Genomic DNA, 24,238 nt, shown 5'->3' on the forward strand with positions numbered 1-24,238 from the left:
AAAAGATTCCGGGTACAGGCACGCTTCTGCCGGTATTACCAGCATATTTTACACAATGCGTTTCATAAATTAATTCTGAAAATCGTTACGTTTCGTTACGGTGGCTCGTTACAGCACATTAATACACAGTACTGTTATTAATACCTGCAATAGACCTACAGTCAATGCTTTAATTGATGATGAATCTTAATAATTACTTGCCTGCTACACTAAATGCTACTCCTTCTTTGATTTTGGCTGCTACCGATCATGCTCTCTCTTCGTTAAAAATTCTGATCGATCTGATAGCTCTTCACGTATTGTATTTGTCCCTGTCCCTGTTACCGTCCAATAGTGACTTAAACGTTTTAGTTTCTATTCATTAAAAAAAGAAAACTACTGCTTTCTTTACACTCTCATTGTCCTATTGATTATTCATGTTATGGGCCAAACTTAGAGAAACTTTTTCTACCACGCAAATATTTTTTGCAATATTTTAACAAGTGTAAACGTTACGAAAACGCTTATAACATCTTAGTTGTAGCATATTACAGCAAAGGGTTTACACAGATTACACTTCTGTTTGAGACAAACATGATCACACATCAAGATGGGGTACTGCAGGTATAGAAGATTCTCTCTTCCGCAATTCAAGAGGAAGCACTATCTGTTTGGGAGAAGATGATGTATGGTCCAGCTCTTCGATCAGCATATGTATCAGCCTCCTGCCTATTTCTTCCACAGGCTGCGCCACACAGGTGATAGAAGGACTATGCAGACGGAAAATATCATGATCATCAAAACTTACCATGCCCAGGTCCGTACCTATATGCAAACCCAGTGAGCGTATACTCTCAATACCACAAATACCCAGGTAGTTAGTGGCAAAAAATATGGCATCCAGGTCCTTATTGGTCTGCAGATATTGAGTGATCTCCTTCGTAAAACCAGGCCGGTCAAGATCAAAAGGAAGCCGTTTTATCACATTCTTCCCCGCCGGCAATCCATGTTTCTTGAGCGCATCTACAAAACCTTCCAGGCGCTGCTGCATCTGTATCTGTGCAGAAGTAGTGGTAATAATAGCCACTTTTTTATATCCCTGCTCCACCAGGTGGCTCACAGCAGTATAAGCTCCCTGGAAGTTATCTACTACTACATAATGGGAATCCTTTACATTGGGAAAGTAACGGTCCATCAGCACTACCGGCTTGTGTAATGTGGCAATTTCCTTATCCAGGTTGAGTGTAGGAGTAATGATATAACCATCTACCTGGCGGTAGCGAAGCACTTCAAGCAAACCTTTTGCCTTCTCCTCATTATCTTCAGTACTGCCAAAAAGCACCTTATAACCGCATTTATCCGCTTCATCCTCAACTACCTTGGCTACATTGGCAAAGAAGCTGTTGGCAATATCTTCCACTATCAAACCTATTGTTTTGGTCTTTCCTGTACGGAGGCCTCTTGCCAGCTGGTTAGGTTTATATTTCAGTTTGCTGGCTATCTTCAGTATCCTTTTGCTCACCTGCTCACTGATACGCTTTTCCTTAGCCTTGCCATTCAATACAAAAGAAACTGTTGTTGGAGAAACACCTGCCTCTTGGGCAATATCTTTGATGGATATTCCTTTCACGAAATTCAGATTTGGTTCGATATTCGTTAGAAAATTATAATCTTCGGTTCAAACGGCCAAATAATAAAGCGTACAACGGCCTCTTATTTTGACAACCTCATATCAAAAAGCCCATTTTCTATCGTAAGATATGATTATTACTCGCAAATGATATTTTTTTAACCAAAATTTGATAATTTGGCATTTTCAAAGGAAAAGTTCTGTCAGGGGTCGGGAATAAATTAGCTTATTGTTTTCGAGAGTCCAATCCGGGATAAAAGGGAAGTTTAAATTTTAAATTGCATGAAACCCATTCTTATTAAAGTGGGGGCGTTTGCCGACAATCAGATCACTATCATTGAAAGATGTGATCCTTATTTCAATACACCGTTTCATTTTCATCCGGAATGTGAACTGGTTTTTGTGACGGAAAGCAATGGCAAGAGGATCGTAGGCGATAGCATAGAAAGCTTTGATGTCGGCGATATGGTTTTTCTTGGACCACACATTCCACACGTATGGTACAACGACGAAAGTTACCATCAGAACAACGAAGCGTTAAAAGCCAGATCAGTGGTCATCTATTTTCCGAAAGATATTTTCGGGGATAAGTTTTACGGACTGCCTGAAACCAAAGCGCTGACAGACCTGTTTCACCGGGCACAGCGTGGTATGAAGATCATCGGCCCTACTTACGATGCGCTGAAAGATCAGATCCTGTCCCTCCCTAAAAAAGAAGGACTTGACAGGATCATCTCACTCCTGGCCATCCTGAAAATACTGTCTGAAACAAAAGATGTACAATATCTTGCCAGCACAGGATATTCCCACGCTTTCAATGCAAAAGACAACCATAAGATAGACGAGGTGTTCAAGTATGTAATGGGAAACTTCTCCAGGGAAATATCCCTCCAGGACGTAGCCAGCATCACCAACCTCTCTCCACAGTCCTTCTGCCGCTTCTTTAAGAACCGCACAAAGAAATCCTTCGTACAGTTCCTGAATGAAGTCAGAATAGGTCACGCCTGTAAACGGCTTACCGAAGAAGACTGGTCTATTGCAGAAATAGCCTACTCCTGCGGATTTAAAAACCTCTCCAACTTCAACCGCTTCTTTAAAGAGATAGTAGGTAAAACACCGAAAGAATATAAAAATGAACTGAGGCTGAAAGAAGCCTGAGAATAACTGCTCAAAAAACGCTTTCACAAACCGTGGAAGCGTTTTTTATCAACACTTTCTATAACAGATACCCGTTTATCAATCCCATATCAAGTCCACGTCATCTCCACATCAAAAGCATGGTAATCAGTACGTTCCAGGCATGTTCCACCTACTCCCCCTTTCCTGACATTATTTACACAACTCCTGTATACCTTTCTTATATCCGGCTGACCACTGTCAGCCCCCGGAATGAAAAATCTCAAACTGAGCCCCTACTTCCCACACAGATAATTTGGTAATTGATGAAAATGTACTAATTTCCTTGCAGCGTAACACTTATTGAAAGCCCTTATTGCTATAATAATCTTTGGTAATAAACCTTTTATCAACCAAAATCTATTGACTGTAATCCATGTATAGTAATTACACCGATCAAGAATTACTATCGCTGCTTCAAGAAGACAACATGCACGCTTTTAATGTTATTTATGAGCGCTACAGTCATGCCTTATACTTATATATCCTCAGCAAGATAGATACAGCAGAAACTGCGAAAGATGTATTACAGGACCTTTTTACCTCCCTCTGGGAAAGAAGGAACAATATCAGCGTCCACGAATCGCTGAAATCATACCTCTACCAGTCTGCCAGGCATAAGATCATAGATATTTACCGTAAACAAACCACCTACCGCAAATACCTTCAGCAACTGATAGAACATTTTGACGTCCAGCCCGGCGGCATCGCAGAACTGGTAGATAACAAAGCCAGAACACAGGATGTCTTTGAAACCATCAACCGGCTGCCGGAAAGAATGAAAGAGATCTTCATGCTGAGCCGGGTAGAACATCAAACAGTAGAACAGATCGCCTTACGCCTCGGATTATCCCAGCAAACGGTCAAAAACCAGATAACCAAGGCATTGAAAATATTACGAAACCACCATACCAATACAGACCTCATCCTGCTGATATTAGCCACGTCCGGTATGTACCCTTTTTTTACATGCTGATGGTACTAACAACGTAATCGCACGACACATAAAGAACAGCAAGGGACACTAACTATCATAGAGACTAATTTCAAAACCGAAAAGCAGTGGAGCTAGAAAAGATCAGGAAAATACTGGACCGTTATAATGAAGGGCAGTGCACAGCAGAGGAAACTCAGCTTATAGAGCAATGGTTCGAAAACATTCACCTGCAAACAACCAGAACCGGATCAGATATACAAGCTGATCTGGCCCACGTACGCCAGGCACTCAATTCCCGTATCCAGCCAGTAAAGGTGAAAAAACTGCGTACCTGGTATTATACCGCCGCCGCTATGGCCGTGCTGGTAGTAGCAGGTGCCTGGTTCTTCCGCCAGTGGCAACAATCAGCAACAGATAGCTCACAGCCTCATCTCCCGCTGGCCAACGCAACACCACATACAAGCCGCGAAGTGCACAAAGGCTATGTCATCATTAACACCCCCAAAGGCCTCAAAGAACAGGTGAAACTGGAAGATGGCAGTACCATCCTCCTCAACGCCGGCAGCCGCCTGCGCTATCCTGAACACTTTGCCGGCAGCAGGAACATCTACCTGGAAGAAGGGGAAGCCTGGTTTGATGCAGCCCCCCAACCCGGCAACGCCTTTACCGTATACAGCGGTAATGTAAGCACCACCGCCCTGGGCACCACATTCAATATACGCGCTTATACAACTGAACATAAGATCACTGTAGCCCTGCTTACCGGCAAGGTGAAAGTGACCACATCATCTCAGACACCCATTATACTGCAGCCCAGTGAGCAGGCCAGCTTTGACCGCAGGTCCCTGCAACTGGTGAAAAGCACTTTTAAGGAAGAAAACGCCATGGCCTGGAAAAAAGGCAACCTGGCGTTTAAAGACGCCACTTATGATGAAATTCGCACCACGATCGAAAACAGGTACCAGGTTACTGTAGTTAACCAGAGCAGTAAGAAAAACTGGACATACACAGGCAACTTCCGCGAGGAAAGCCTGCAGAATGTCATAGAAACCATCTGCCTGACAGAAGGACTCTCTTACCGCATTGATAAAGACACCGTTTTCCTGAAGAATCAGAATTAATGCTGTAAACAGCCGCCCCAGGGCCCTGTTCCAGCCAATGCTGCTTTGATACATCTTTTAAAGTAAAGGGGCTATATGAGGGGAAAATCATACTTCATTAGAGTATGTATTGCTACCAGCTTCCTGTTATTGCCATCGCTGACAGGAAACAGACCCCTGTGCGCCCAGAATATTCCCCGCTCCTGCCCAGACTGCATCAACATCAACGCCCGGCATAAAAGCCTGGAAAAGATCATGGCGGAAATCGCAGCCATCACCCAACTCAACTTCCATTACGATAAAAACGTCATAGATCTCAACCAGCAGATCTCCCTGCGCTGCAATAACCTGCCCGTAAAAGAAGTATTACAGAAACTCTCCGCCAAAACAGGCCTCAGCTTCCTCCTCAAAGAAGACAAGATCATCGTATGGGCAGAGAATAAAGATACCATACCTGATGACAGCCCCTCAGGCCCCCCCGCCATACGGGAGCTCATGGGCCGCGTTCAGGATATGAAAGGCCGCCCCATTCCAGGCGCTACTATCCTCATCAGGAACAGTCATAAAGGCGTACAGACAGACGATGACGGATATTATCATATCCATGCCAACCCGGGAGATATACTGATCTTCCGCTCCGTCGGCTTCATAAACAGGGAGATCAGTATCCCGGAAGATGATGTCCTGGACGTAACACTTACAGAAAGTATCAAGGGACTGAATGAACTGGTGGTAACCGCCATGGGCATCCCCAAAAGTACCAAAGAGCTCTCCTACTCCACCGGGCAACTGGGTAGCGAAGATATCAGCACCGTCAAAGACGTCAACGTCATCAACAGCCTCTCCGGTAAAATAGCGGGCGTCATGATCAACAGAAGCGCTTCAGGTATAGGTGGCTCAGCAAGGGTCATCCTACGGGGCAATAAATCCACCAGGGAAAACCAGCCGCTCTATATCATTGACGGAGTACCAATGGCCAACTTCACCCCCTCCCAGCCTACAGATATCTGGGGACAGTCATCCGGCATCGTCGGCACCGGCGGCCGGGACGGCGGAGACGGCATCTCCAACATCAACCCTGACGATATAGAAAGCATCAGCATCCTCAAAAGCGCTTCGGCAGCAGCTTTGTACGGCAGCCAGGCAGCCAATGGGGTCATCATGATCACCACCAAAAAAGGGATCACCGGCAGGGGACATATCAACTACTCCTCCGATTTTACTATAGAAACCCCTCTCCTGCTGCCAAAACTCCAATACCGCTACGGACAAACAATGCCGCCCTACAAGGATGATAAAGACGCCCTCCAGCCCGGATCGGCAGATAGCTGGGGCAGCAGAGCACAGGCCGCAGAACATGTAAAACAATTCTTCAGCACCGGTACCACATTCACCAACGCCCTCTCCTTCAGAGGTGGCACAGACAAAGCACAATATTATCTGTCCTATTCCAATACGGCCAATAAAGGCCTGCTGCCTGCCAATAAACTGGACCGCCATACTTTCAACGCACGCATCACCACCAGCCTGGCCAATAATAAACTGACCCTGGACGCCAATATCTTCTTCCTCTGGCAGGATATCCGCAACCGGCCTACTTCAGGACTTTATTATAACGCGCTGACAGGACTATATACATTCCCCCGCGGGCTCGACTTCAACCGCTACAAACAATTCGAATACTTCGATAATACCCGCAACATGTACCTGCAAAACTGGTGGAACATCCGGAACGATCTCGGCTGGACAGGCCAGGACGATCAGCAGAATCCTTATTGGGTACAGTACAGGGACCAGCGCCAGGAAGGCAGGTTCCGCTCCATGGCATCACTGTCAGCCAAATACCGGCTCACCGACTGGCTATGGCTGCAGGCCAGAGGCAACGTCGATAAAAGCAATGACCAGTATGAGCTCATGGCCCATGCCGGCACCCAACAGGTGCTTAGTCCGCCAAACGGACGTTACACGCAGGAAAAAGAAACCAACCTCCAGCTCTACGGAGACATGATGCTAACGGCTGTAAAACAACTCTCTCCCCACTGGCGCCTGCAAAGCATGCTGGGAGTAAGTATCACAGACGTCAAAGCACACGATAAAACACTGATCAGCACTAATCCTACAGCTCCCGCAGGATTGATCTACGCCAATAAATTCTCCGTAAAGAACATCGCCTCCAATGCTCTCGACGCACAGCAAAGCGTAGACAGGAAACAACTGCAGGCATTCTTTGGCAGCGCACAGCTCAACTGGCGCCAGCGCATATTCCTGGACCTCACAGGCCGGAACGACTGGTCCAGCACTTTTGCCTTCACTCCCATCAAAAACAAAGGATACTTCTATTACTCCTCCGGTATCAGCGCCATCTTCAGCGAATGGTTCAAAATGCCTGCGGCTGTAAGCTTCGCAAAAGCACGCATTTCATATGCCAAGGCAGGAAACGATATAGCGCCCTACTCATCACGGCCCGCCAGGTTCCTCCTACAGACAACAGGCGGCGTTACCAGAGTCAACTTCAATACCCGCGCCCCTTATCCGGGCATCTACCTGAAGCCGGAAGACAACCGCTCTCTCGAAGCCGGAACAGAGCTCCGCCTCCTGAAAGATCGTATAGGACTTGACGTTACCTGGTACAAGAACAACAACTACCAGCAGTATATGGAAGTGCGGGCGCCCTCAGGGTCCGGGTATCTTTACTATTACCTCAACCTGGGCAATATTGAAAATAAAGGCCTGGAAATATCATTGAACATAGTACCTGTACAAACCTCACATTGCCGCTGGTCTACAGCGCTGAACGGCACCTTCAACAGGAACAGGGTAGTACAGCTCAGTAATAAAAGCATCCCCGGCGCCGGACCCGATAACTACTACATCCTGACAGACTTTATCTCCAACATGTACGGCTCCTTCATCAAAGAAGGTGGCTCCTGGGGAGATATCTACGCCAACAAAGAACTCTATAAAGACGAAAAAGGACGGTATGTGGTCGATAACCAGGGCAACCTCCTTACCCGCAACGTGTTCAAAAAAGTAGGCAACCCTAATCCAAAGGCCATGTTGAGCTGGAGCAATACCGCCACCTACAGGAACTTTACCCTCTCCCTGCTCATAGATGGAAGATTTGGCGGAAAAGTGATGAGCGTCACCAACTCCGTGCTGGACAGTTATGGCGTAAGCGAAACAAGTGCAGCAGCAAGAGATAAGGGCGGTGTGGGCATCAACGTTGTATACGAAGATGGCACTCCGCTCACCGGCAAATATGATGAACGTAAATACTATTCAACCATCGGAGGAAGAGCCGGTATCGGCGAAATGTATATGTACGATGCTACCAATATCCGACTGCGGGAAATAGCCCTTACCTGCAGGCTCCCGCTTAAAAACAAATGGATCAGCAGGATGCAGATAGGTCTTACCGGCAGGAACGTCTGCTTCTTTAAACTAAACGCGCCCTTCGATCCTGAAGTTTCCATGAGCAGCGGCAACGGGCTGCAGGGCATTGACGTATTCGGCCTTTCCTCCGTCAGAAGTATAGGCGCTAACATTAAATTAGTATTGTAATGAAACCTGTAATGCGCACCATCATTCTCATCTGTATTGTGTTCTCACTCCTGCCGTCCTGTACGCGCAACTTTGAAGACATCAATACCAATCCCTACGATGTTTACGATGATGAACTGCAGGCAGATTTTAAACTCCTCGGCGATCCTCTCGTACAAAGCATGCTGAACATCCTCTCCTCGCACGATGTTTCCGTGGCCCAGCTTCAGCAAAACCTCATGGGCGACGTATACTCCGGGTACATGATGACGCCCAACCCCTTCCAGGACAACCGTAACAATATCACCTACGATCTGCTGGATACCTGGAACGACGATGCCTGGCTCACCGCCTACGGTAATGTAATGCCCAACTGCAAATTTGTAATGGACCGCTCCCGCAACAAATACCCTGACTTCTATGCCTGGGCACAGATCCTGCGGGTACTGGCTATGCACCGGATCAGCGATATCTATGGTCCCATCATTTACACACGTTACGCCATTATCAACACAGACCGCAGCATTGATTACGATTCCCAGCAGAATGCTTACAACGCATTCTTCAATGATCTCGATTCTGCCATCACCACTCTCAGCAAATTTGTACTGACAAATAATACTCAAAGGTTCAAAAACTTCGATCTCTCTTATAAGGGCGACTATACCAAATGGATCAGGCTGGCCAATACCCTCAGACTGCGCCTGGCCATCCGCATCTCCAAAGCTGATCCTGATAAAGCCAGGACCCAGGGAGAAGCAGCGCTTAATCATCCCTATGGCATACTCAGCTCCACCACAGAAGACTTCAATATTGATATCAACCCCGTTACCCATCCGCTGAATGTCATCTGTAACTCCTGGAACGACATCCGCATGGGGGCGCCAATGGAATCCATCCTCTGTGGTTATCATGATCCGAGACTACCTTATTACTTCCTCCCGGTAGATACTAAAGACTCCATTTATCATGGCATCCGCAACGGTATCCAGATACCCGGAAAAGATATGTACACAGGGTTTTCAAAACTCACACCACTCCCTTCACGCATACAGTTACTGACAGCGGCAGAAGCATGGTTCCTCAAAGCAGAAGCCGCACTTTACGGATGGAAAGGCGCCGGCAACGCCGGAGAAAATTATGAGAAAGGCGTCTACACATCCTTCCAGCAATACAACATCACCTCCTCCTATAATAACTATATACAGAACAATACCCTCAAAGCCAAACCCTATAGCGACCCGCAAAACGCTGTTAATAATGTTCCCGCCGGCGATCCTTTCTTAAGCACCATCACCATCCGCTGGGAAGAATCTGCAACACAGGCAGAAAAACTGGAGCGTATCATCACACAGAAATGGATAGCGGTATTTCCCGACGGACAGGAAGCCTGGGCTGAGTTCAGACGTACAGGATATCCAAAACTTTTTCCCATAGTGGTCAACTACAGCGGCGGTAAAATTCCTTCCGCTACTTTTATCCGCAGACTACCTTTCATACAGTTTGAATATGCCACCAATCTTACCGGCGTGACCCGTGCCGTAAGAACTTTAGGTGGAGAAGATAATGGAGGTACAAGATTGTGGTGGGACAAACCATGATTTTTTTTCACTTTGAATGGTACCATTTTAATTTCGGCACGACACCTTTTTATGCGCCTGTAAATGCTTGTTGAGACACACAGGGACAAGTAAGCGTATCACGTAATGAACATGTAATTTTTAAAAGTAATAATCGAATGAACCTGATCAGTACATAACAAAATGTACGGGCAGGCACTATGCTGCCGCTCATCAACCAAAAAAATATCAATCAGATATAGTTAATGGCTTCTGAGAAATGCACGGCTGCATACGCATCCGGAAGCCACTGCTATGCGGTTAAGTTAAGCTATTCTAATCATCCAAAAGGGTATCTATGAAACGTAAACTACGTTTAAACAAAGCATGCATTACCGCAGGTGTAATGCTGGGGCTCATGCTTGCTGAAAGCACGCAATCAGCGGTTGCTGCTTCATCGCCTTTCTTCAGCATCAGGCAACAAAAACAGATCAGGGGGATCGTAAAGGATGCCACCGGCAACCCCATACCAGGCGTAAACGTACTGGTAAAAGGAACTTCTACAGGTACCGTAACCGGCTCTGACGGACGGTACGCTATCAACATTAAATCTTCCTCAGACGTGCTTGTGTTCAGCTTCCTGGGCTATCAGACCAGGGAAGCAGCAGCTGGAGATCAGACCTCTATTGACATCACATTACAGGAAGATGTTTCCAGTATGAAAGAAGTGGTAGTAACGGCATTGGGCATACGTAAAGAAGCCCGCGCCAATGGTTACGCCGTTTCCAAAGTACAGGGCGCCGACATGACCAAAGCCCGTGAGATCAGCGTGGCCAACGCGCTGGAAGGCCGCGTAGCCGGCGTTAACAGCACCCCTCCCTCTACCGGTCCCGGCGGCTCTTCCCGCATCACCATCAGGGGTAACTCCTCCCTGAGTGGTAACAACCAGCCATTGTATGTAGTGAACGGCATCCCGATGAACAACACCAACCTCGGCTCCGCCGGCAAATGGGGCGGTACTGACCTGGGTGACGGGATATCCAGCATCAACCCTGACGATATAGAAGACATGACCATACTGAAAGGCGCAGCAGCATCCGCACTCTACGGACAACGCGGCGTGAACGGCGTAATACTCATTACCACCAAATCCGGTAAAGCCGGACTGATGCAGGTAGAGTGGAACAGTAACGTCACCATAGATAAAGCAAATGACTTCCTGGACTTCCAGGATACCTACGGCCAGGGCCTGAAAGGCTTCCGTCCTACAGACAAACAGTCAGCATTGAACAGCGGCCTGCAAAGCTGGGGAGAAAAAATGGATGGATCCAACGTAGTACTCTTTGACGGTGTGGCACACCCCTACTCAAAACAGGGCAACCACATCAAAGACTTCTACAAAACAGGTTCTACCTTCAGTAATACACTGGCAGTAGCAGGCGGCAGCGACAAGACCACCTACCGCGTAGCCCTCGGCGATCTGCGCAGCCATGGTATATATCCCAACACACAATACATCCGTAACAACGTAAATATTGACCTCAACTATAAACTGTCTGAAAAGTGGAGCGGACAAACAAATGTGATCTATGCAAAAGAGATCACTACCAACCGCTCTAACCTCAGCGATGCTCCCGGTAATGGTAACTATGGTATCGCCTTCCTGCCGGCCAACGTAAAAGCCTCTTACCTGGCTCCCGGCTACGATGAGCAGATGAACGAAACTGTTTACAGCAGTGACCTGTTCAGCACCAACCCCTACTTTGCCGCTTACAGGTTCATGAACAACACGAAGAAAGACCGCGTACTGGCCGTAACAAGCCTGCGCTACAACATCCTTCCATGGCTGTATGTACAGGCGCGCGTAGCGAACGATTATTACGCATTCAACGCTACTTCCATCACGCCCACAGGTACCGCCTACCGCCCTAAAGGAAGCCTGGACCTGGAACGCAACCGCCTGTTCAATGAAATGAACTCAGATGTGCTGATAGGCGTAAATAAAGACCTGAGCAGCAAACTACAGCTAAGCGTAAATGCCGGCGGCAACCTGTTACAGAAAAAAGACAGGGTCAACGACGTGACCGCTTCCAACTTCGCTTTCCCATTTGTATACAACCCATCTACCGCTGCCACCAAGAACGCCACCATACAGGAATTCAACAAAGAAGTACATTCCCTGTACGGTTCAGCAGAACTGGCATGGAACAACACACTCTACCTGACAGTAACTGACCGTAACGACTGGAGCAGCACCTTGCCTAAAGGAAACAACTCCTATAATTATCCTTCCGCCAGCCTCTCCTACGTATTCTCTGAAAACATCAAAACCCACTGGCTCAGCTTCGGTAAAGTAAGAGCAGGCTTTGCTCAGGTAGGTGGCGATGCTGAAGAATACAAAACGGCCCTGTACTACAGTACCCTGGGTAATACCATCAACGGTGTTCCACTTGGAGACATAGATAACAAAATCCCCAACAAAGCACTGAAACCACTCAAAGTAAAAGAGCTGGAAGCAGGCATCGAACTGAAACTACTGAACAACCGCATATTTGCAGACTTCAGCTACTACGATAAAAAAGCTACGAACGACATTGTAACGGCTACCGTATCATCCGGCTCCGGTTACACCAGCGCACTGGTAAACGTAGGTGAACTGCAGAATAGAGGTATCGAGTTACTGGTAGGCGGCAGCCCCGTAAAAACAGGTAAGATCACCTGGACCACCAGCGTAAACCTTGCCCATAACCAGAACAAAGTGATCCAGCTTGCAGAAGGCCAGCAATCTATGCTGGTAGAAGGAGGCGAATCACGCACAGAAGCTGGTTACATCAACCACGTGGTAGGCATGCCTTACTCACAGATCATGGTATACGATTTCAAACGTGATACCAAAGGCAATCTCGTGGTAGACGCTTCCGGACTGCCTCAACGCACAGACGCACTGATAGCAAATGGTACGGGCGTAGCTCCGTGGACCGGCGGATGGAACAACGAAATATCTTATGGTAAATTCCATCTCTCTTTCCTCATAGATTTCAAATCCGGCGGACATATCTACTCCGGCACCAACGCCAACGCCTACAGCTACGGATTGCACAAGGAAACCCTCCCAGGCCGTGAAGACGGTGTCACCGTAAAAGGTGTGAACGAAGCCGGCCAGGAAGTGACCAACACAATAGACGCCCAGACCTACTATACTAAACTGGCCACTATCTCCGCACTGCATGTATATAAAACAGACTTTATCAAATTCAGGTCTTTAAGCCTTACGTACGACTTCTCCAGGAGCGCCCTCCACAACAAGCTGCAGGGTGTCAGCGTATCACTGGTAGGCCGCAACCTTTTCTACATTAAGAAAAGCACGCCTAACATTGACCCTGAGTCCAACTACAGCAATACCAATGCCCAGGGCCTGGAATATGCCGGTCTGCCAACAACCCGTTCTTTCGGTCTGAACCTGAATGTTAAATTCTAAAATCCGCCATCATGAGATCCATTCATAAAAAGATACTGGCAGTATGTATTCCTTCGCTGATGCTGCTGCCTTCATGTACCAAACATTTCGAAGACATAAACACTGACAATAACAAAGCCGGCGAAGAAAGCGGTGTACCAGAATACAACTTCTCCCGCGCCGTGCTGGAATTTACCGGCAACAGCGATTACAGCTACGAGACCTGGCGCGTAAACATCATCTACTGCGCCAATATGATGCAGCAGCTGTCTAACGTCAGCTGGTATGCAGGCGATAAATACATACAGAACGATGGCTGGGCAAGCGCCTATTTTGAACGCGCCTACCCTGATCAGATCAAGTATATCACCGATGTGATCCGCGTTACAAAAGACGATGCTTACCAGTCCAACCTGCACAACATCAGCCGTATTGCACGTGCAATGATCTTCCAGCGCCTTACAGATATCTATGGAGACGTGCCTTATTCAGAGGCAGGCCTGGGCTATAGCGACCGCATCTTCACACCTAAGTACGACGCCCAGAAAGATATCTATATGGATATGCTGAAAGAACTGGAAGAAGCAGCAACAGCCCTGGATGCCAGCAAAGTGGTTCCCGGCCAGGGAGACCTGATCTACAACAAAGGCGGTTCCGTGAACGCAGCTACAGTAACCGCCAACTGGAAAAAGCTGGCTTATTCACTGATGCTGCGCCTGGCCATGCGCATGACCAAAAGAGACGAGGCTACCGCTAAAACATGGGCAGAAAAAGCATTTGCAGGAGGACTGATCTCCTCCAACAGCGAAAACGCCTACGTTCTGCACGATGCCTCCGGCGGCAGGACCACCGTGAACAGGAACAGCAACATCCTTTCGGGCGAGTGGAACGCCATCAACACACCGGGAGAGGCAAGCCTCAGCAAAACCTTCATTGACTTCCTGAAAAACAACAGCGATCCCCGCCTGCAATACATTTCAATAGTCCCCTCAAGCAGCAGCGAAGCGCCGGCAGATCAGATAGGCATGCCCAATGGTTACGACACCAACGGCAGCAACAGCCCTACTGATATCACCAAAGCACCAGGTTACCCGGGAGACCTGAAAAACTATTCAGTGCTTAACAAGAATGTATTGCTCAAGCTGAACGGGCCCACTTTCCTGCTTACCTATTCACAGGTAGAGCTCCTGCTGGCTGAAGCAGCTTTAAGAGGATGGAATGTAGGACCTCTCTCCGCGGCAGACCACTACGCAAAAGGTGTAGAAGCCGCCATGCAGCAGCTGGCTCAGTATGACGGCAGCGCTACTATCACAGCAACAGAGATACAGACCTACCTGGCTGCTCATCCTTTCGATGCAGCTAACGGTTATAACCAGATCAATACTCAATATTGGGCGGCATGCCTGCTGGATTGGTATGAGGCCTGGGCAAACTGGCGCAGAAGCGGCTATCCCACGCTGGTGCCGGTGAATTACCCGGGCAACGCCACCGGCGGACAAATTCCCCGCCGTATGTTATACCCTGCCACCGAGGCGGCAGCCAATCCAACAAATTACCAGGAAGCCATTACAAGACAAGGTACAAATGCATTGACCACCCATGTATGGTGGGACAAGCAGTAAGGTTCGTATAGCCATCTATACCGCTATAAAAAAGCAGCAAATAACAAGCCGGGCCTCTTCAGGTCCGGCTTTTATATTTATCCCCGCCCCCCTCTCTAAAAACACATTTTTTTAGCTTCGCAGGTCAACCTCCCCCTCTCAACAAACTTCACTTCCCTACAAAAAACTTATTTTTTAGCCGGCCGCAGGCCAATCTTTCACTCTCAAAAAATTGGGTTTCGCCTTCGGCGAAACCCAATTTTTTGAGCAGTTCCCTCCGCACTAAACTTCCCCAAAATAAATTTCCCCATTCAAATCCTTTTGATTACTTTTAATATCATTTTGATATCAAAACAACACTATATGGAAAAGATCATCAAACCTGTTTCCGGTTACCTCGCTATCATCCTTGCCCTGATAGCCCTCCCTACCTCCTTCTATTTCTTCATTCAGCTGGGAAGTACAGGATTCCTCCCTTACTTCTGGGCAGCCCTGATCTTCTTTATCGCCTTTATATTCCTGGTAAAAGGCATTATCATCGTAAACCCCAATCAATCAAGGGTACTTACCTTCTTTGGCAGATATATAGGCACAGTAAAAGAGAACGGGCTTATGTGGGTGAACCCATTGTACAAAACAACAGGCCTCTCCCTCCGCGCCCGCAACCATAACGGCCAGCAGCTGAAAGTGAACGATAAAATGGGTAATCCTATTGAAATAGCAGCGGTAATCGTATGGAGAGTAAGTGAAACCTACAAAGCTTCTTTTGAGGTTGACAACTACATGCAGTACGTAAACGTTCAGAGCGAAGCCGCGGTACGCCACCTGGCAGTAAGCTATTCGTATGACAGGATGGAAGATGAAGAAAATGCCGGGGATATCACCCTCCGCGATGGTGGAGATAAAGTGAATGAAATGCTGGAACAGGAACTGAACGACCGGCTGAGACCAGCAGGTATCACCGTACTGGAAGCCCGCATCAGCCACCTGGCATATGCTCCCGAAATAGCCGGCGCTATGCTGCAAAGACAACAGGCCACCGCTATAGTATCTGCCCGCAGAAAAATAGTGGAAGGTGCTGTTGGTATGGTAGAACTGGCCCTTGAAAAACTTTCTGAAAAAGAGATCGTAGTATTGGATGAAGAACGTAAAGCAGCAATGGTATCCAACCTGCTGGTGGTATTATGTGGCGAATCAAAAGTAGCACCAGTGGTAAATACCGGTACATTGCATCAATAACCAGTAAATCAGGCGCATGTCGGACAAGAAAACATTTGTATTGAGGATCGATGCCCAGACTTATGATGCGATTGAAAAATGGGCCGCAGACGAGTTCCGGAGCGTCAACGGGCAAATGGAATGGATCATTCACAAAGCCCTTAAAGATGCCGGCAGAGCAGTGAAGAAAGAGAATAAAGAGAAGCCGGGAAAGAAATAAAAAGAGGGGCTGACTCAGATCTGAGTCAGCCCCTCTTGTATGTATTGAAACCGCTTTGTTACTTTTTCGCTTTCTGCATCGGGTTCCCCCCTGTCGATGCACCACGCACACCTTCCTTCTGGCGGAACATCTCGAAACGGGAAGGAGTTGCTACCCGGGGCCAGCTGTTGTTAGCCTCATCAATATCAGCAGTCTCACGCTGAGGGTCCAGCTTAACCGCCACTACTTCCTTATCCTTAGCAAACACTTTGGTTATATGGAACTCATCCTTACGCCAGATATATGCTGAAATACGGTCTGTCTCCTTTGTACCGTCAGCAAATGTCCATTCTATAATCAGCGGCATTACCAGCCCCCCAACATTGGAGAAAGACACTTCATAGAAGTTCTTTTTACTGTCATACAGCTTCTTCTCCTCGGGCGATAAACCAGCATAAAAACTCTGGTAATCTGCCTTATCTTCCGCTGTTACCTCAAAACGGTTCCATTTGCTGTAGAAGTCCTGCAGGCTGGTATCCTGGTCTACTGCAAAAGGCACTCCCGCTGCCTTGTTGCGCGTACGGGCAATATGCTCCGCATTCCTGTCATACTTGGCTTTAGCTTCTGCTTTGCTCACATTAGGGTCTTTAGTATCCAGGCGGTACCATTTCACGCTGTCAATAGCAATATCAACCGGTTCTATACCATAGAACCATCCGCGCCAGAACCAATCCAGGTCAACTGCAGAGGCATCTTCCATGGTACGGAAGAAATCTGCCGGTGTAGGATGTTTAAATGCCCAGCGGCGCGCATATTCACGGAATGCAAAGTCAAACAGCTCCCTTCCCATAACGGTCTCACGCAGAATATTCAGTGCAGTGGCCGGCTTTGCATAAGCATTAGGCCCAAACTGGATGATATTCTCTGAATTGGTCATGATAGGCTCCAGCTGATCTTTCGGCATTTTCATATAGTCGGTAATCTTATGGGCAGGTCCGCGGTTGGAAGGGAAGTTGTTATCCCATTCCTGTTCTGTCAGGAACTGGCAGAAAGTGTTCAGACCTTCATCCATCCAGCTCCACTGGCGCTCGTCAGAGTTAACTATCATCGGGAAGAAGTTATGCCCTACTTCATGAATGATCACTCCTATCATACCGTTCTTGGTAGCTTCAGAATAGGTGCCGTCTTTTTCAGCGCGGCCATAGTTGAAACAAATCATCGGGTATTCCATACCATTTGCAGCCTCAACAGAGATCGCTACCGGGTAAGGATACGGAATGGTATGCTTGGAATATGTTTTCAGTGTATGCGCCACTACTTTGGTAGAGTAACGGTTGTAAAGCGGATAGGCCTCCGGACCATAGTACGACATGGCCATTACTTTCTTTCCTTCCACATTGGTAGCCAGCGCATCCCATACCAGGCGGCGGGAGGAAACCAGGGCAAAGTCACGCACGTTCTGTGCCTCATACACCCACGTTTTCCTGGCCGTAGCATGCCCTGCAAGCGCTTTTTTCGCTTCATCCAGCGTCACTACTTCCAGCGGCTGTTTGGTGGTCTGCGCCTGCTGCCAGCGCTGAAACTGCGCAGGACTGAGCACTTCCTTATAGTTCTGGCATTCGCCGGTAGCGCCTACCACATGGTCTGCAGGAACATTGAAGCTTACACGGAAGTTGCCGAATGTAAGGGCAAATTCCCCACGGCCGGTAAACTGTTTATTCTGCCATCCCTGAAAATCAGAGTATACTGCTAAACGCGGATACCATTGGGTGATAGTATAGAGGTAGTTCTTATCCTCCGCAAAATACTCATAACCACCACGGCCTCCCTGTACCATACGGTCAGAGATGTTGTACCACCATTCCACTTTAAAACGGAACTTCTGACCCGGCTGTAAGGCTTGCGGCAGGTCTATACGCATCATGGTCTGGTTGATGGTATAAGGCAGCGCTTTCCCATTCTCATCCGTCAGCTTTACTATCTTCACACCAAACTCCCTGTCTGCATTGCCCAGCAGCGCATTCACACTGCGCATGCTCATCTTGTCAGACATAGAGCTTTCATCAAAGCTGTTATTGTCGCTCTTCGGGTCATGTTCATTCTCATCCAGCTGCAGCCAGATGTAGGTGAGCGGGTCCGGCGAGTTATTGTAATAAGTAACTGTCTCTGCCCCTGTCAGCTTCTGCTTTTCATCATCAAGGGTGGCAGTGATGTCATAATCTGCGCGTTGCTGCCAGTATTTAGGACCGGGCGCCCCGGAGGCAGAGCGGTATACGTTGGGGTCCTGTAGCATAGTGCCCAGCTGTTCAAAGCGGTTACCATGATTGGAACCCGGATTCTGCGCCTGTGCTATGGCTGCCATAAAGCTCAGGGCCAGCGCCAGTTGAAAGGATTTTTTTCTCATAAACAAAACTGTATTTCAAAGGTAGCAGCTGGTTGATACTGCCTACTTAACCATCAATTCCTGTAGCCTTTCTGCGGCCATCATAAATGCAATTCCAAAGATAGCAGAGGAAAGGAACATATTCCAGTCCCTCCGTTTAACACCGGTAATATTTACGACAATGCCGGCTAGTAAAAGAACTCCCGTTACCACCAGGACCTGGCCAAACTCAAGTCCCAGGTTAAATGCCAGTAACGGTTTTATAATATTTGTCTGCGTCCCCAGCAGACTTTTCAGGTAACCCGAAAATCCCATTCCATGAATAAGCCCGAAAAACCCGGCAAAAAAATAATTCAGTTGCAACCTGGCGGGTTTTCTATCCTGTTTCCTGACCACATTGGAAAACGCTGTTACAAAAATGGTGACCGGTATCAGAAATTCTATCAGGCTGCTCTTAACATATACAACATCTGTTACGCTCAATGCCAGTGTTATGGAATGCCCTATCGTAAAAGCGGTGACCAGCACCAGTACCTGTTTCCAGTCCTCCAGCAGGTAAATGGCGCATAAAGCCATGATAAACAGGATATGGTCAATGCCATCCCAGGCTACTATATGCTGCCATCCCATCTGAAAATACATCACAAACTCATCCATTACCTGATTTTGTTGCTTATCGTCTCAAAAGCTTAAACTGTTATATTACCTTTTGTTGTTACTTTTGGTAATTATACAAAGGACAACCTAATAATTAAAATTTTTTCGGCAAGTGGGGGTATTATTATTTAAATGGTTCTTTACGGCATGCATGGCATTGCATCCCTTTTATGTCAGCGTCACAGAGATCAGGCATAATAAAGCACAACAGGAACTGGAAGTAAGCTGCAGGATCTTCGCTGACGACCTTGAAAATGCACTGAAAAAACAATACAAAGCTCCGCTGGATATCATCCATCCTGCCAGCAAACAGAAAATGGATAGCCTGATAGCTGCCTACCTGGGCAAACATCTGCTCATCACCATAGACGGTAAACCCGTAAAGCTGCAATACCTGGGCTACAAAATAGAAGAAGAAGCCGCCTGGTGCTTTTTAGCAGCAGAACAGGTGCCTGCCTTTAAACGTGCACATGTCAGAAACGATATTTTATACGATGAACATCCCAACCAGATCAACATGATACATGTCATCGTGAACGAAGTGAGAAAAAGTACTAAACTGGATAATCCCAAAATGGAGGCAGATATAGTGTTTTGATAAGGGTATTTTATATTCAAGAAAAATTCTCAAACTTTTCTTGTTGTTTTAAAAGACTTTACTACATTTGAATAACTAGTTTGTTAACACCCGCCATTCCACAATGTTCGGGTATTTGTATAACCAACCAAAAACAATCATGCTCACTACAGACAATCTTATTATGGCTATAGCCATAGGACTTTTAGTGCTTCCATTCCTGCCAATCTTTAAACTTATAATTGAAGTTTACTGGCCATGGAAAAAGAAAATAAAAATTACCAACCGACATGGTATAGTCGCTGAATTATACACTGACGGGAAAAAGAATGACTATGACAGGGTTATGCATTTTGCAAATACTTTTCTTGAACGCTAACACTGTGGTGTATGACAGATACAACCAAACAATCTCTGTATGACACCATTGCAAGTAATCGGGAAGATATTGCCAGTATCGGCGGAGGGATAATCCTCGTAAAACTTGCTGAAAACCTGCCAGACAGCAACATATATAAATCATGGCTTATTATACTGGCGCCACCATTTACACTATTACTCAAATCGATATTGAGCACAACAGTAAATAATTTCCGCTATTACTTGCGAAAGAGAAAACAGCATAGGACACAGTTATCGGCCATACAAAGAATCGATATGCTGCTGAAAGATGCTTATATCAGCAATGAGAAAAAAGAAGATTTGAAAGAAATCAGACAACAGGTACAATTATCTGCTGTCAAAGAATTGATCATGGAACTAAAAGAGACATTTACTTGGTGGTAATTCTTAATTACCACCAATCCTGTTATCCACAAACTTCACAGGCTTCCTGCTCCCTTCCGGAAACTGCATCTTCATAATATCCCCCTGTGAACAATACTTCACCTGCGGTATCACCCTCAGCTTAGCCTGCAGATAAGACCTTATCTTCCTGTCAATGTCCTCAGATTCCGCCACAGGCCACAAATACAACAATATCTCATCAGTACCTAACTCATTTGAAAACACCTCCACAACAAACTCATTCACTTCCTCCATATCATTCAGCAAATCAAACAAAGCAGGCGGATAAAGAGTAGTGCCTTTATATTTAATCATCTGCTTCCGCCGGCCAATCACTGGCGATAACCGCATTGTATGACGCCCGCAGCTGCAAGGCTCTTCAAAGTAACGGCAAATGTCGCCTGTTTTATAACGCAACAATGGCATGCCTTCCACACCCAGCGTAGTAATGGTCACCTCACCATCCTGCCCCGGCCCCACCGGCTGATTATTATCATCCAGCAATTCCACATATAACAATTCCGGGTGATGATGCCCGCCCGTACCGGCATTACACTCAGTAAACGCAGTCTGCATTTCTGTAGAAGCATATGTTGAATACAGCTGTATATCCCATTGCTCTGTAATCTTCTTCCCCAGCACGTTCAGGGAGAAATCTGCATTACGGATATTCTCCCCTATACACACAGCTTTCTTCACGGAAGATGCATTGATATCTATATCATGTTCTTTTGCAAAGGCGATCAGCTTAACAATGAAGGAAGGCACAGCTACAATAGTAGTAGGCTGTATCCTGCGGATGTTCTCCCATTGCAGGGAAGGAACACCCGGCCCTACACGCAGCACTCCTGCTCCCAGCTTACGTATGCCGTTATAATACGCCATCCCCGCCATAAACTGCCGGTCTAGTGTCAGCATCAGCTGGTAAATATCATTCTCTGTACCATCAGCGCAACAGAATGAAATGTATTCATTATACGCCAGCCTCTCCTGGTCTTTCTGCGTCAACGCCAATATTACAGGGCGCCCCAGCGTACCCGAAGTAGTGGTATATTCAGCTATTTTACTTTTATCCACGCAAAGAAAATCCCAGTTCTGTTCCTGCAGGTGTTCTTTACTGACAGGAGGGATCAGCCAGAGGTCATTCAATGATTTTACGGTAGAAGGCTGAATGCCATGTTGTACAAACCAGTTCCGGTAAAAGGGAGAGAACTCACGCAGGTAACCCAGCAGATGCAGTACTTCCTTTTCCTGGAATTGCCTGATAGTCGCTTTTGATTGCAGTTCTATGTTAGGTATATACATGGCTTCTGTTTTCAGATTTCTATAATCACCGTAGCAACGGCTGTACTTGTAATATGTGACAGGGAAACCAGGATCTGTTTAATTTTCAGCGCTTCATAACGACTGGCAGCAGCGCCTGTCAGCTGTAAGACGGGTTTTCCGGTTTCTGTATGGCTGATCTCTATTTCGTTGAAATTCACACCCCCATTATTCCCCCAGCCGGTACCCAGTGCTTTGAGCAACGCTTCTTTTGCCGCAAAACGTGCGGCATAATGCTGGGCTGGATGTACCTGCTTTTCACAATAGGCAATTTCCTGTGCAGTAAACACCAGGTCACGGAAACCGCTCCCCTTGGCTAGCTTTCCCGCTATCCGTTCTACATCCACGATATCTGTGCCTATTCCGTAGATCATTTCTTTTTGTGTTTACATTTAGCTACCTCAAGTCATTCTACAACCACTGTAACTCACTTTTTCTTTTCCTTACACTTCACTATCTGCTCCTTCACATGCTCCTCCTCTGCTTTCGTAGCAATCACTTTAGTCAACGCAGTTTTATAATACCCTTCAGCACTACTATAACGCTTATGTTTAAACTCATAATCACCCGCCAGCACATAAGCATGATAATATTCAGGATTAGCAGCTGTCATAGCGCGCACATCCACATCCTTCCCATCCAGCACAGCCATCTTCAGATTACGGAATGTCACGAACTTCCTGTAATCGGCCGATTGCAGGAAAGTATCTGCTGCAATGGTCAATGTGCTGTCATATATCTCATGATCTGTTTGCAGCCCTTTCATGGCAAATACACTGTCAAGATTATAAGCTACAAATTCACCTAACTGGTACGGCGCTGCAGATACCCACACCAGCTTCTTCTTAGGCTCAAACACAACAGCATGATGCGCTATCAGCTGGTTGATGGCGCGCTCATTTCCCATACCTATATTCTCCCCATGCAATCCGTAACGGTCACGAAGAATATCCACGGTCTTCTGTACTGTATTAGGGCCTTTCTGCTTTATCAGCTCGCTAAGGCGTTCAAAGCGGTATCCTGAAGCGGTCTCATCCCGCTGCTTTATGTTCTGTGCTGTTTTACCCAGTGTATCTCCCTGGAAGTGATTGGTACAGGTAATGAAGTTCTTCCGCGGATCATAGATATCCATTCTCTCCGGCGTCTTCTCAATAATGGCAGCGCGATTATCTTCTGCAGAACCTACCAGGAAAGATTCAGACACGAACATCTTATGCCGCTTTGCAATGGCCCATGCTTCATCAATATTCCTTGCATACTGCAGTATCTCCCTTGCCACCAGCGATACCGGAGTGGCGGCGCCTGTAGGAATATCACTCTTATCAGCATTGATAGTCACTGTCAGCCCTTTCTCATTCATGCCTGATGCTACACCGGTAAACCCTGCCCAGGTCACCATCATGAATTTATATCCCTTTTCCGGGCGGTAGAAAGCCACTATCTTATCTTCAGAGAACTTATCTCCTACATAGAAATCAAAGTTCCTGCCTATGATCAGGTTACTGTCTGCGGATGCGTCATCCCAGGTCCCGAAGGATGTACAGGCCACCAGCGCCATGTTCTGTAACGCATGACCAATATCATGCGCCGCATGATAGTTCAGAATACGCTCATAATTGGTACCTATAAAATCATATTTCTCTGAAGCGGAAAAAGAAATGCCATATATCTCTTCTTTATTTTCTTCTGCAATATTATCTGCCAGGTTCCTGTTGAAGAACCCTACAAAATAACGCAGGAATTTCAGGTAAGAAGGAGAAGGTATCATTTTCCTGATCTGGTCTGTAAAATGATCTTCCTGGCGTTTTACAAGTTCTGAAGTAAGCTTGCCATATACTACTCCCCTTTCAAACGGTTTCCCTTCCACATACAGCTCATACAAACCACTGTTGCTCTTGCGGAACCAGTTGTTGCCCAGGGTATAGCTGGTAGCGTCCAGCTGCTTGCGCTGCCATTGCAGGGCTTGTTTATCTGCTATTACCGGCGGGTCAATATGCGATACGCTTACCACATAAATGATCAGCGCCACTATCAATGTTACAAAGCCTATCAGGGTGAAGAGTAACGCCCTCCATAGTTTACGCCATCCGCTTCTTTTTTTCCCTTTATTCAATTT

Annotated in this window: 18 protein-coding genes; 12 read left to right on the top strand and 6 right to left on the bottom strand. The window is 46.8% G+C overall.

Going from position 1 to position 24,238, the window contains the following annotated elements:
* Positions 1-577: 577 nt before the first annotated feature.
* Positions 578-1,609 carry a LacI family DNA-binding transcriptional regulator gene (locus tag GO493_RS26135; protein ID WP_157309190.1) on the bottom strand — a complete coding sequence of 344 codons (1,032 nt, stop codon included), beginning with the start codon at positions 1,607-1,609 and terminating at the stop codon, positions 578-580.
* A 282-nt stretch (positions 1,610-1,891) separates the two neighbouring features.
* On the opposite strand from GO493_RS26135, the gene GO493_RS26140 reads away from it, so the two are divergent.
* From GO493_RS26140 to GO493_RS26180, 9 genes are all read left to right on the top strand, one after another.
* Positions 1,892-2,767, top strand: coding sequence for an AraC family transcriptional regulator (locus GO493_RS26140; RefSeq protein WP_157309191.1), 876 nt, complete (start codon positions 1,892-1,894; stop codon positions 2,765-2,767).
* Positions 2,768-3,215: 448 nt separating this feature from the next.
* Entirely contained in the window at positions 3,216-3,761 is a 546-nt protein-coding gene (locus GO493_RS26145; RefSeq protein ID WP_157309192.1) for an RNA polymerase sigma factor, read from the top strand.
* 86 nt (positions 3,762-3,847) lie between these two features.
* Complete coding sequence (locus tag GO493_RS26150) at positions 3,848-4,843, top strand: FecR family protein (RefSeq protein WP_157309193.1); 996 nt, start codon at positions 3,848-3,850, stop codon at positions 4,841-4,843.
* A gap of 75 nt (positions 4,844-4,918) precedes the next feature.
* Positions 4,919-8,383, top strand: a complete 3,465-nt coding sequence (locus GO493_RS26155; protein WP_157309194.1) for a SusC/RagA family TonB-linked outer membrane protein — start codon at positions 4,919-4,921, stop codon at positions 8,381-8,383.
* Positions 8,383-9,963: a SusD/RagB family nutrient-binding outer membrane lipoprotein gene (locus GO493_RS26160; RefSeq protein WP_157309195.1), complete on the top strand. Its 1,581-nt coding sequence runs from the start codon at positions 8,383-8,385 to the stop codon at positions 9,961-9,963. Before GO493_RS26155 ends, GO493_RS26160 begins: the two co-directional genes overlap by 1 nt.
* Before the next feature lie 316 nt (positions 9,964-10,279).
* Entirely contained in the window at positions 10,280-13,399 is a 3,120-nt protein-coding gene (locus GO493_RS26165) for a SusC/RagA family TonB-linked outer membrane protein (protein ID WP_157309196.1), read from the top strand.
* A gap of 11 nt (positions 13,400-13,410) precedes the next feature.
* On the top strand, positions 13,411-15,000 hold the full coding sequence (locus tag GO493_RS26170; protein WP_157309197.1) for a SusD/RagB family nutrient-binding outer membrane lipoprotein: 1,590 nt from the start codon (positions 13,411-13,413) through the stop codon (positions 14,998-15,000).
* A gap of 342 nt (positions 15,001-15,342) precedes the next feature.
* Complete coding sequence (locus GO493_RS26175; protein ID WP_157309198.1) at positions 15,343-16,218, top strand: SPFH domain-containing protein; 876 nt, start codon at positions 15,343-15,345, stop codon at positions 16,216-16,218.
* Between the two features lie 16 nt (positions 16,219-16,234).
* Positions 16,235-16,417, top strand: a complete 183-nt coding sequence (locus GO493_RS26180) for a hypothetical protein (RefSeq protein ID WP_157309199.1) — start codon at positions 16,235-16,237, stop codon at positions 16,415-16,417.
* A gap of 58 nt (positions 16,418-16,475) precedes the next feature.
* Here the strand turns inward: GO493_RS26180 and GO493_RS26185 are convergent, their stop codons facing one another.
* On the bottom strand, positions 16,476-18,800 hold the full coding sequence (locus GO493_RS26185; protein WP_157309200.1) for a M1 family metallopeptidase: 2,325 nt from the start codon (positions 18,798-18,800) through the stop codon (positions 16,476-16,478).
* 42 nt (positions 18,801-18,842) lie between these two features.
* Positions 18,843-19,436: a HupE/UreJ family protein gene (locus GO493_RS26190; RefSeq protein WP_157309201.1), complete on the bottom strand. Its 594-nt coding sequence runs from the start codon at positions 19,434-19,436 to the stop codon at positions 18,843-18,845.
* Positions 19,437-19,587: 151 nt separating this feature from the next.
* On the opposite strand from GO493_RS26190, the gene GO493_RS26195 reads away from it, so the two are divergent.
* From GO493_RS26195 to GO493_RS26205, 3 genes are all read left to right on the top strand, one after another.
* Positions 19,588-20,034 (top strand): DUF6702 family protein, encoded by a 447-nt coding sequence (locus tag GO493_RS26195; RefSeq protein WP_157309202.1) that lies wholly within the window; start codon positions 19,588-19,590, stop codon positions 20,032-20,034.
* A 139-nt stretch (positions 20,035-20,173) separates the two neighbouring features.
* Positions 20,174-20,392 carry a hypothetical protein gene (locus tag GO493_RS26200; RefSeq protein WP_157309203.1) on the top strand — a complete coding sequence of 73 codons (219 nt, stop codon included), beginning with the start codon at positions 20,174-20,176 and terminating at the stop codon, positions 20,390-20,392.
* Positions 20,393-20,403: 11 nt separating this feature from the next.
* Positions 20,404-20,799 carry a hypothetical protein gene (locus tag GO493_RS26205; protein WP_157309204.1) on the top strand — a complete coding sequence of 132 codons (396 nt, stop codon included), beginning with the start codon at positions 20,404-20,406 and terminating at the stop codon, positions 20,797-20,799.
* A 3-nt stretch (positions 20,800-20,802) separates the two neighbouring features.
* Here the strand turns inward: GO493_RS26205 and GO493_RS26210 are convergent, their stop codons facing one another.
* Genes GO493_RS26210 through GO493_RS26220 form a run of 3 tightly spaced genes read right to left on the bottom strand, consistent with a single transcriptional unit; the run spans position 20,803 to position 24,235 of the window.
* Positions 20,803-22,104, bottom strand: a complete 1,302-nt coding sequence (locus GO493_RS26210; protein WP_157309205.1) for a phenylacetate--CoA ligase family protein — start codon at positions 22,102-22,104, stop codon at positions 20,803-20,805.
* Positions 22,105-22,115: 11 nt separating this feature from the next.
* Positions 22,116-22,496, bottom strand: coding sequence for a holo-ACP synthase (acpS, locus tag GO493_RS26215; RefSeq protein WP_157309206.1), 381 nt, complete (start codon positions 22,494-22,496; stop codon positions 22,116-22,118).
* Positions 22,497-22,549: 53 nt separating this feature from the next.
* A complete protein-coding gene (locus tag GO493_RS26220; protein ID WP_157309207.1) occupies positions 22,550-24,235 on the bottom strand; it encodes a C45 family autoproteolytic acyltransferase/hydolase in 1,686 nt (561 codons plus the stop codon).
* Between the last annotated feature and the right edge of the window lie 3 nt (positions 24,236-24,238).

Source organism: Chitinophaga tropicalis, from assembly GCF_009758205.1.
Classification (GTDB): Bacteria; Bacteroidota; Bacteroidia; order Chitinophagales; family Chitinophagaceae; genus Chitinophaga; species Chitinophaga tropicalis.

What these genes read in the sequence shown, in the direction of transcription:
- GO493_RS26185 (WP_157309200.1), bottom strand. Translation starts at nt 18,800, where the DNA reads ATGAGAAAAAAATCCTTTCAACTGGCGCTGGCCCTGAGCTTTATGGCA.
- GO493_RS26145 (WP_157309192.1), top strand. Translation starts at nt 3,216, where the DNA reads ATGCACGCTTTTAATGTTATTTATGAGCGCTACAGTCATGCCTTATAC.
- GO493_RS26140 (WP_157309191.1), top strand. Translation starts at nt 1,892, where the DNA reads ATGAAACCCATTCTTATTAAAGTGGGGGCGTTTGCCGACAATCAGATC.
- GO493_RS26200 (WP_157309203.1), top strand. Translation starts at nt 20,174, where the DNA reads ATGCTCACTACAGACAATCTTATTATGGCTATAGCCATAGGACTTTTA.
- acpS (WP_157309206.1), bottom strand. Translation starts at nt 22,496, where the DNA reads ATGATCTACGGAATAGGCACAGATATCGTGGATGTAGAACGGATAGCG.
- GO493_RS26205 (WP_157309204.1), top strand. Translation starts at nt 20,404, where the DNA reads ATGACAGATACAACCAAACAATCTCTGTATGACACCATTGCAAGTAAT.
- GO493_RS26175 (WP_157309198.1), top strand. Translation starts at nt 15,343, where the DNA reads ATGGAAAAGATCATCAAACCTGTTTCCGGTTACCTCGCTATCATCCTT.
- GO493_RS26190 (WP_157309201.1), bottom strand. Translation starts at nt 19,436, where the DNA reads ATGGATGAGTTTGTGATGTATTTTCAGATGGGATGGCAGCATATAGTA.
- GO493_RS26180 (WP_157309199.1), top strand. Translation starts at nt 16,235, where the DNA reads ATGTCGGACAAGAAAACATTTGTATTGAGGATCGATGCCCAGACTTAT.
- GO493_RS26195 (WP_157309202.1), top strand. Translation starts at nt 19,588, where the DNA reads ATGGCATTGCATCCCTTTTATGTCAGCGTCACAGAGATCAGGCATAAT.
- GO493_RS26155 (WP_157309194.1), top strand. Translation starts at nt 4,919, where the DNA reads ATGAGGGGAAAATCATACTTCATTAGAGTATGTATTGCTACCAGCTTC.
- GO493_RS26210 (WP_157309205.1), bottom strand. Translation starts at nt 22,104, where the DNA reads ATGTATATACCTAACATAGAACTGCAATCAAAAGCGACTATCAGGCAA.
- GO493_RS26170 (WP_157309197.1), top strand. Translation starts at nt 13,411, where the DNA reads ATGAGATCCATTCATAAAAAGATACTGGCAGTATGTATTCCTTCGCTG.
- GO493_RS26165 (WP_157309196.1), top strand. Translation starts at nt 10,280, where the DNA reads ATGAAACGTAAACTACGTTTAAACAAAGCATGCATTACCGCAGGTGTA.
- GO493_RS26160 (WP_157309195.1), top strand. Translation starts at nt 8,383, where the DNA reads ATGAAACCTGTAATGCGCACCATCATTCTCATCTGTATTGTGTTCTCA.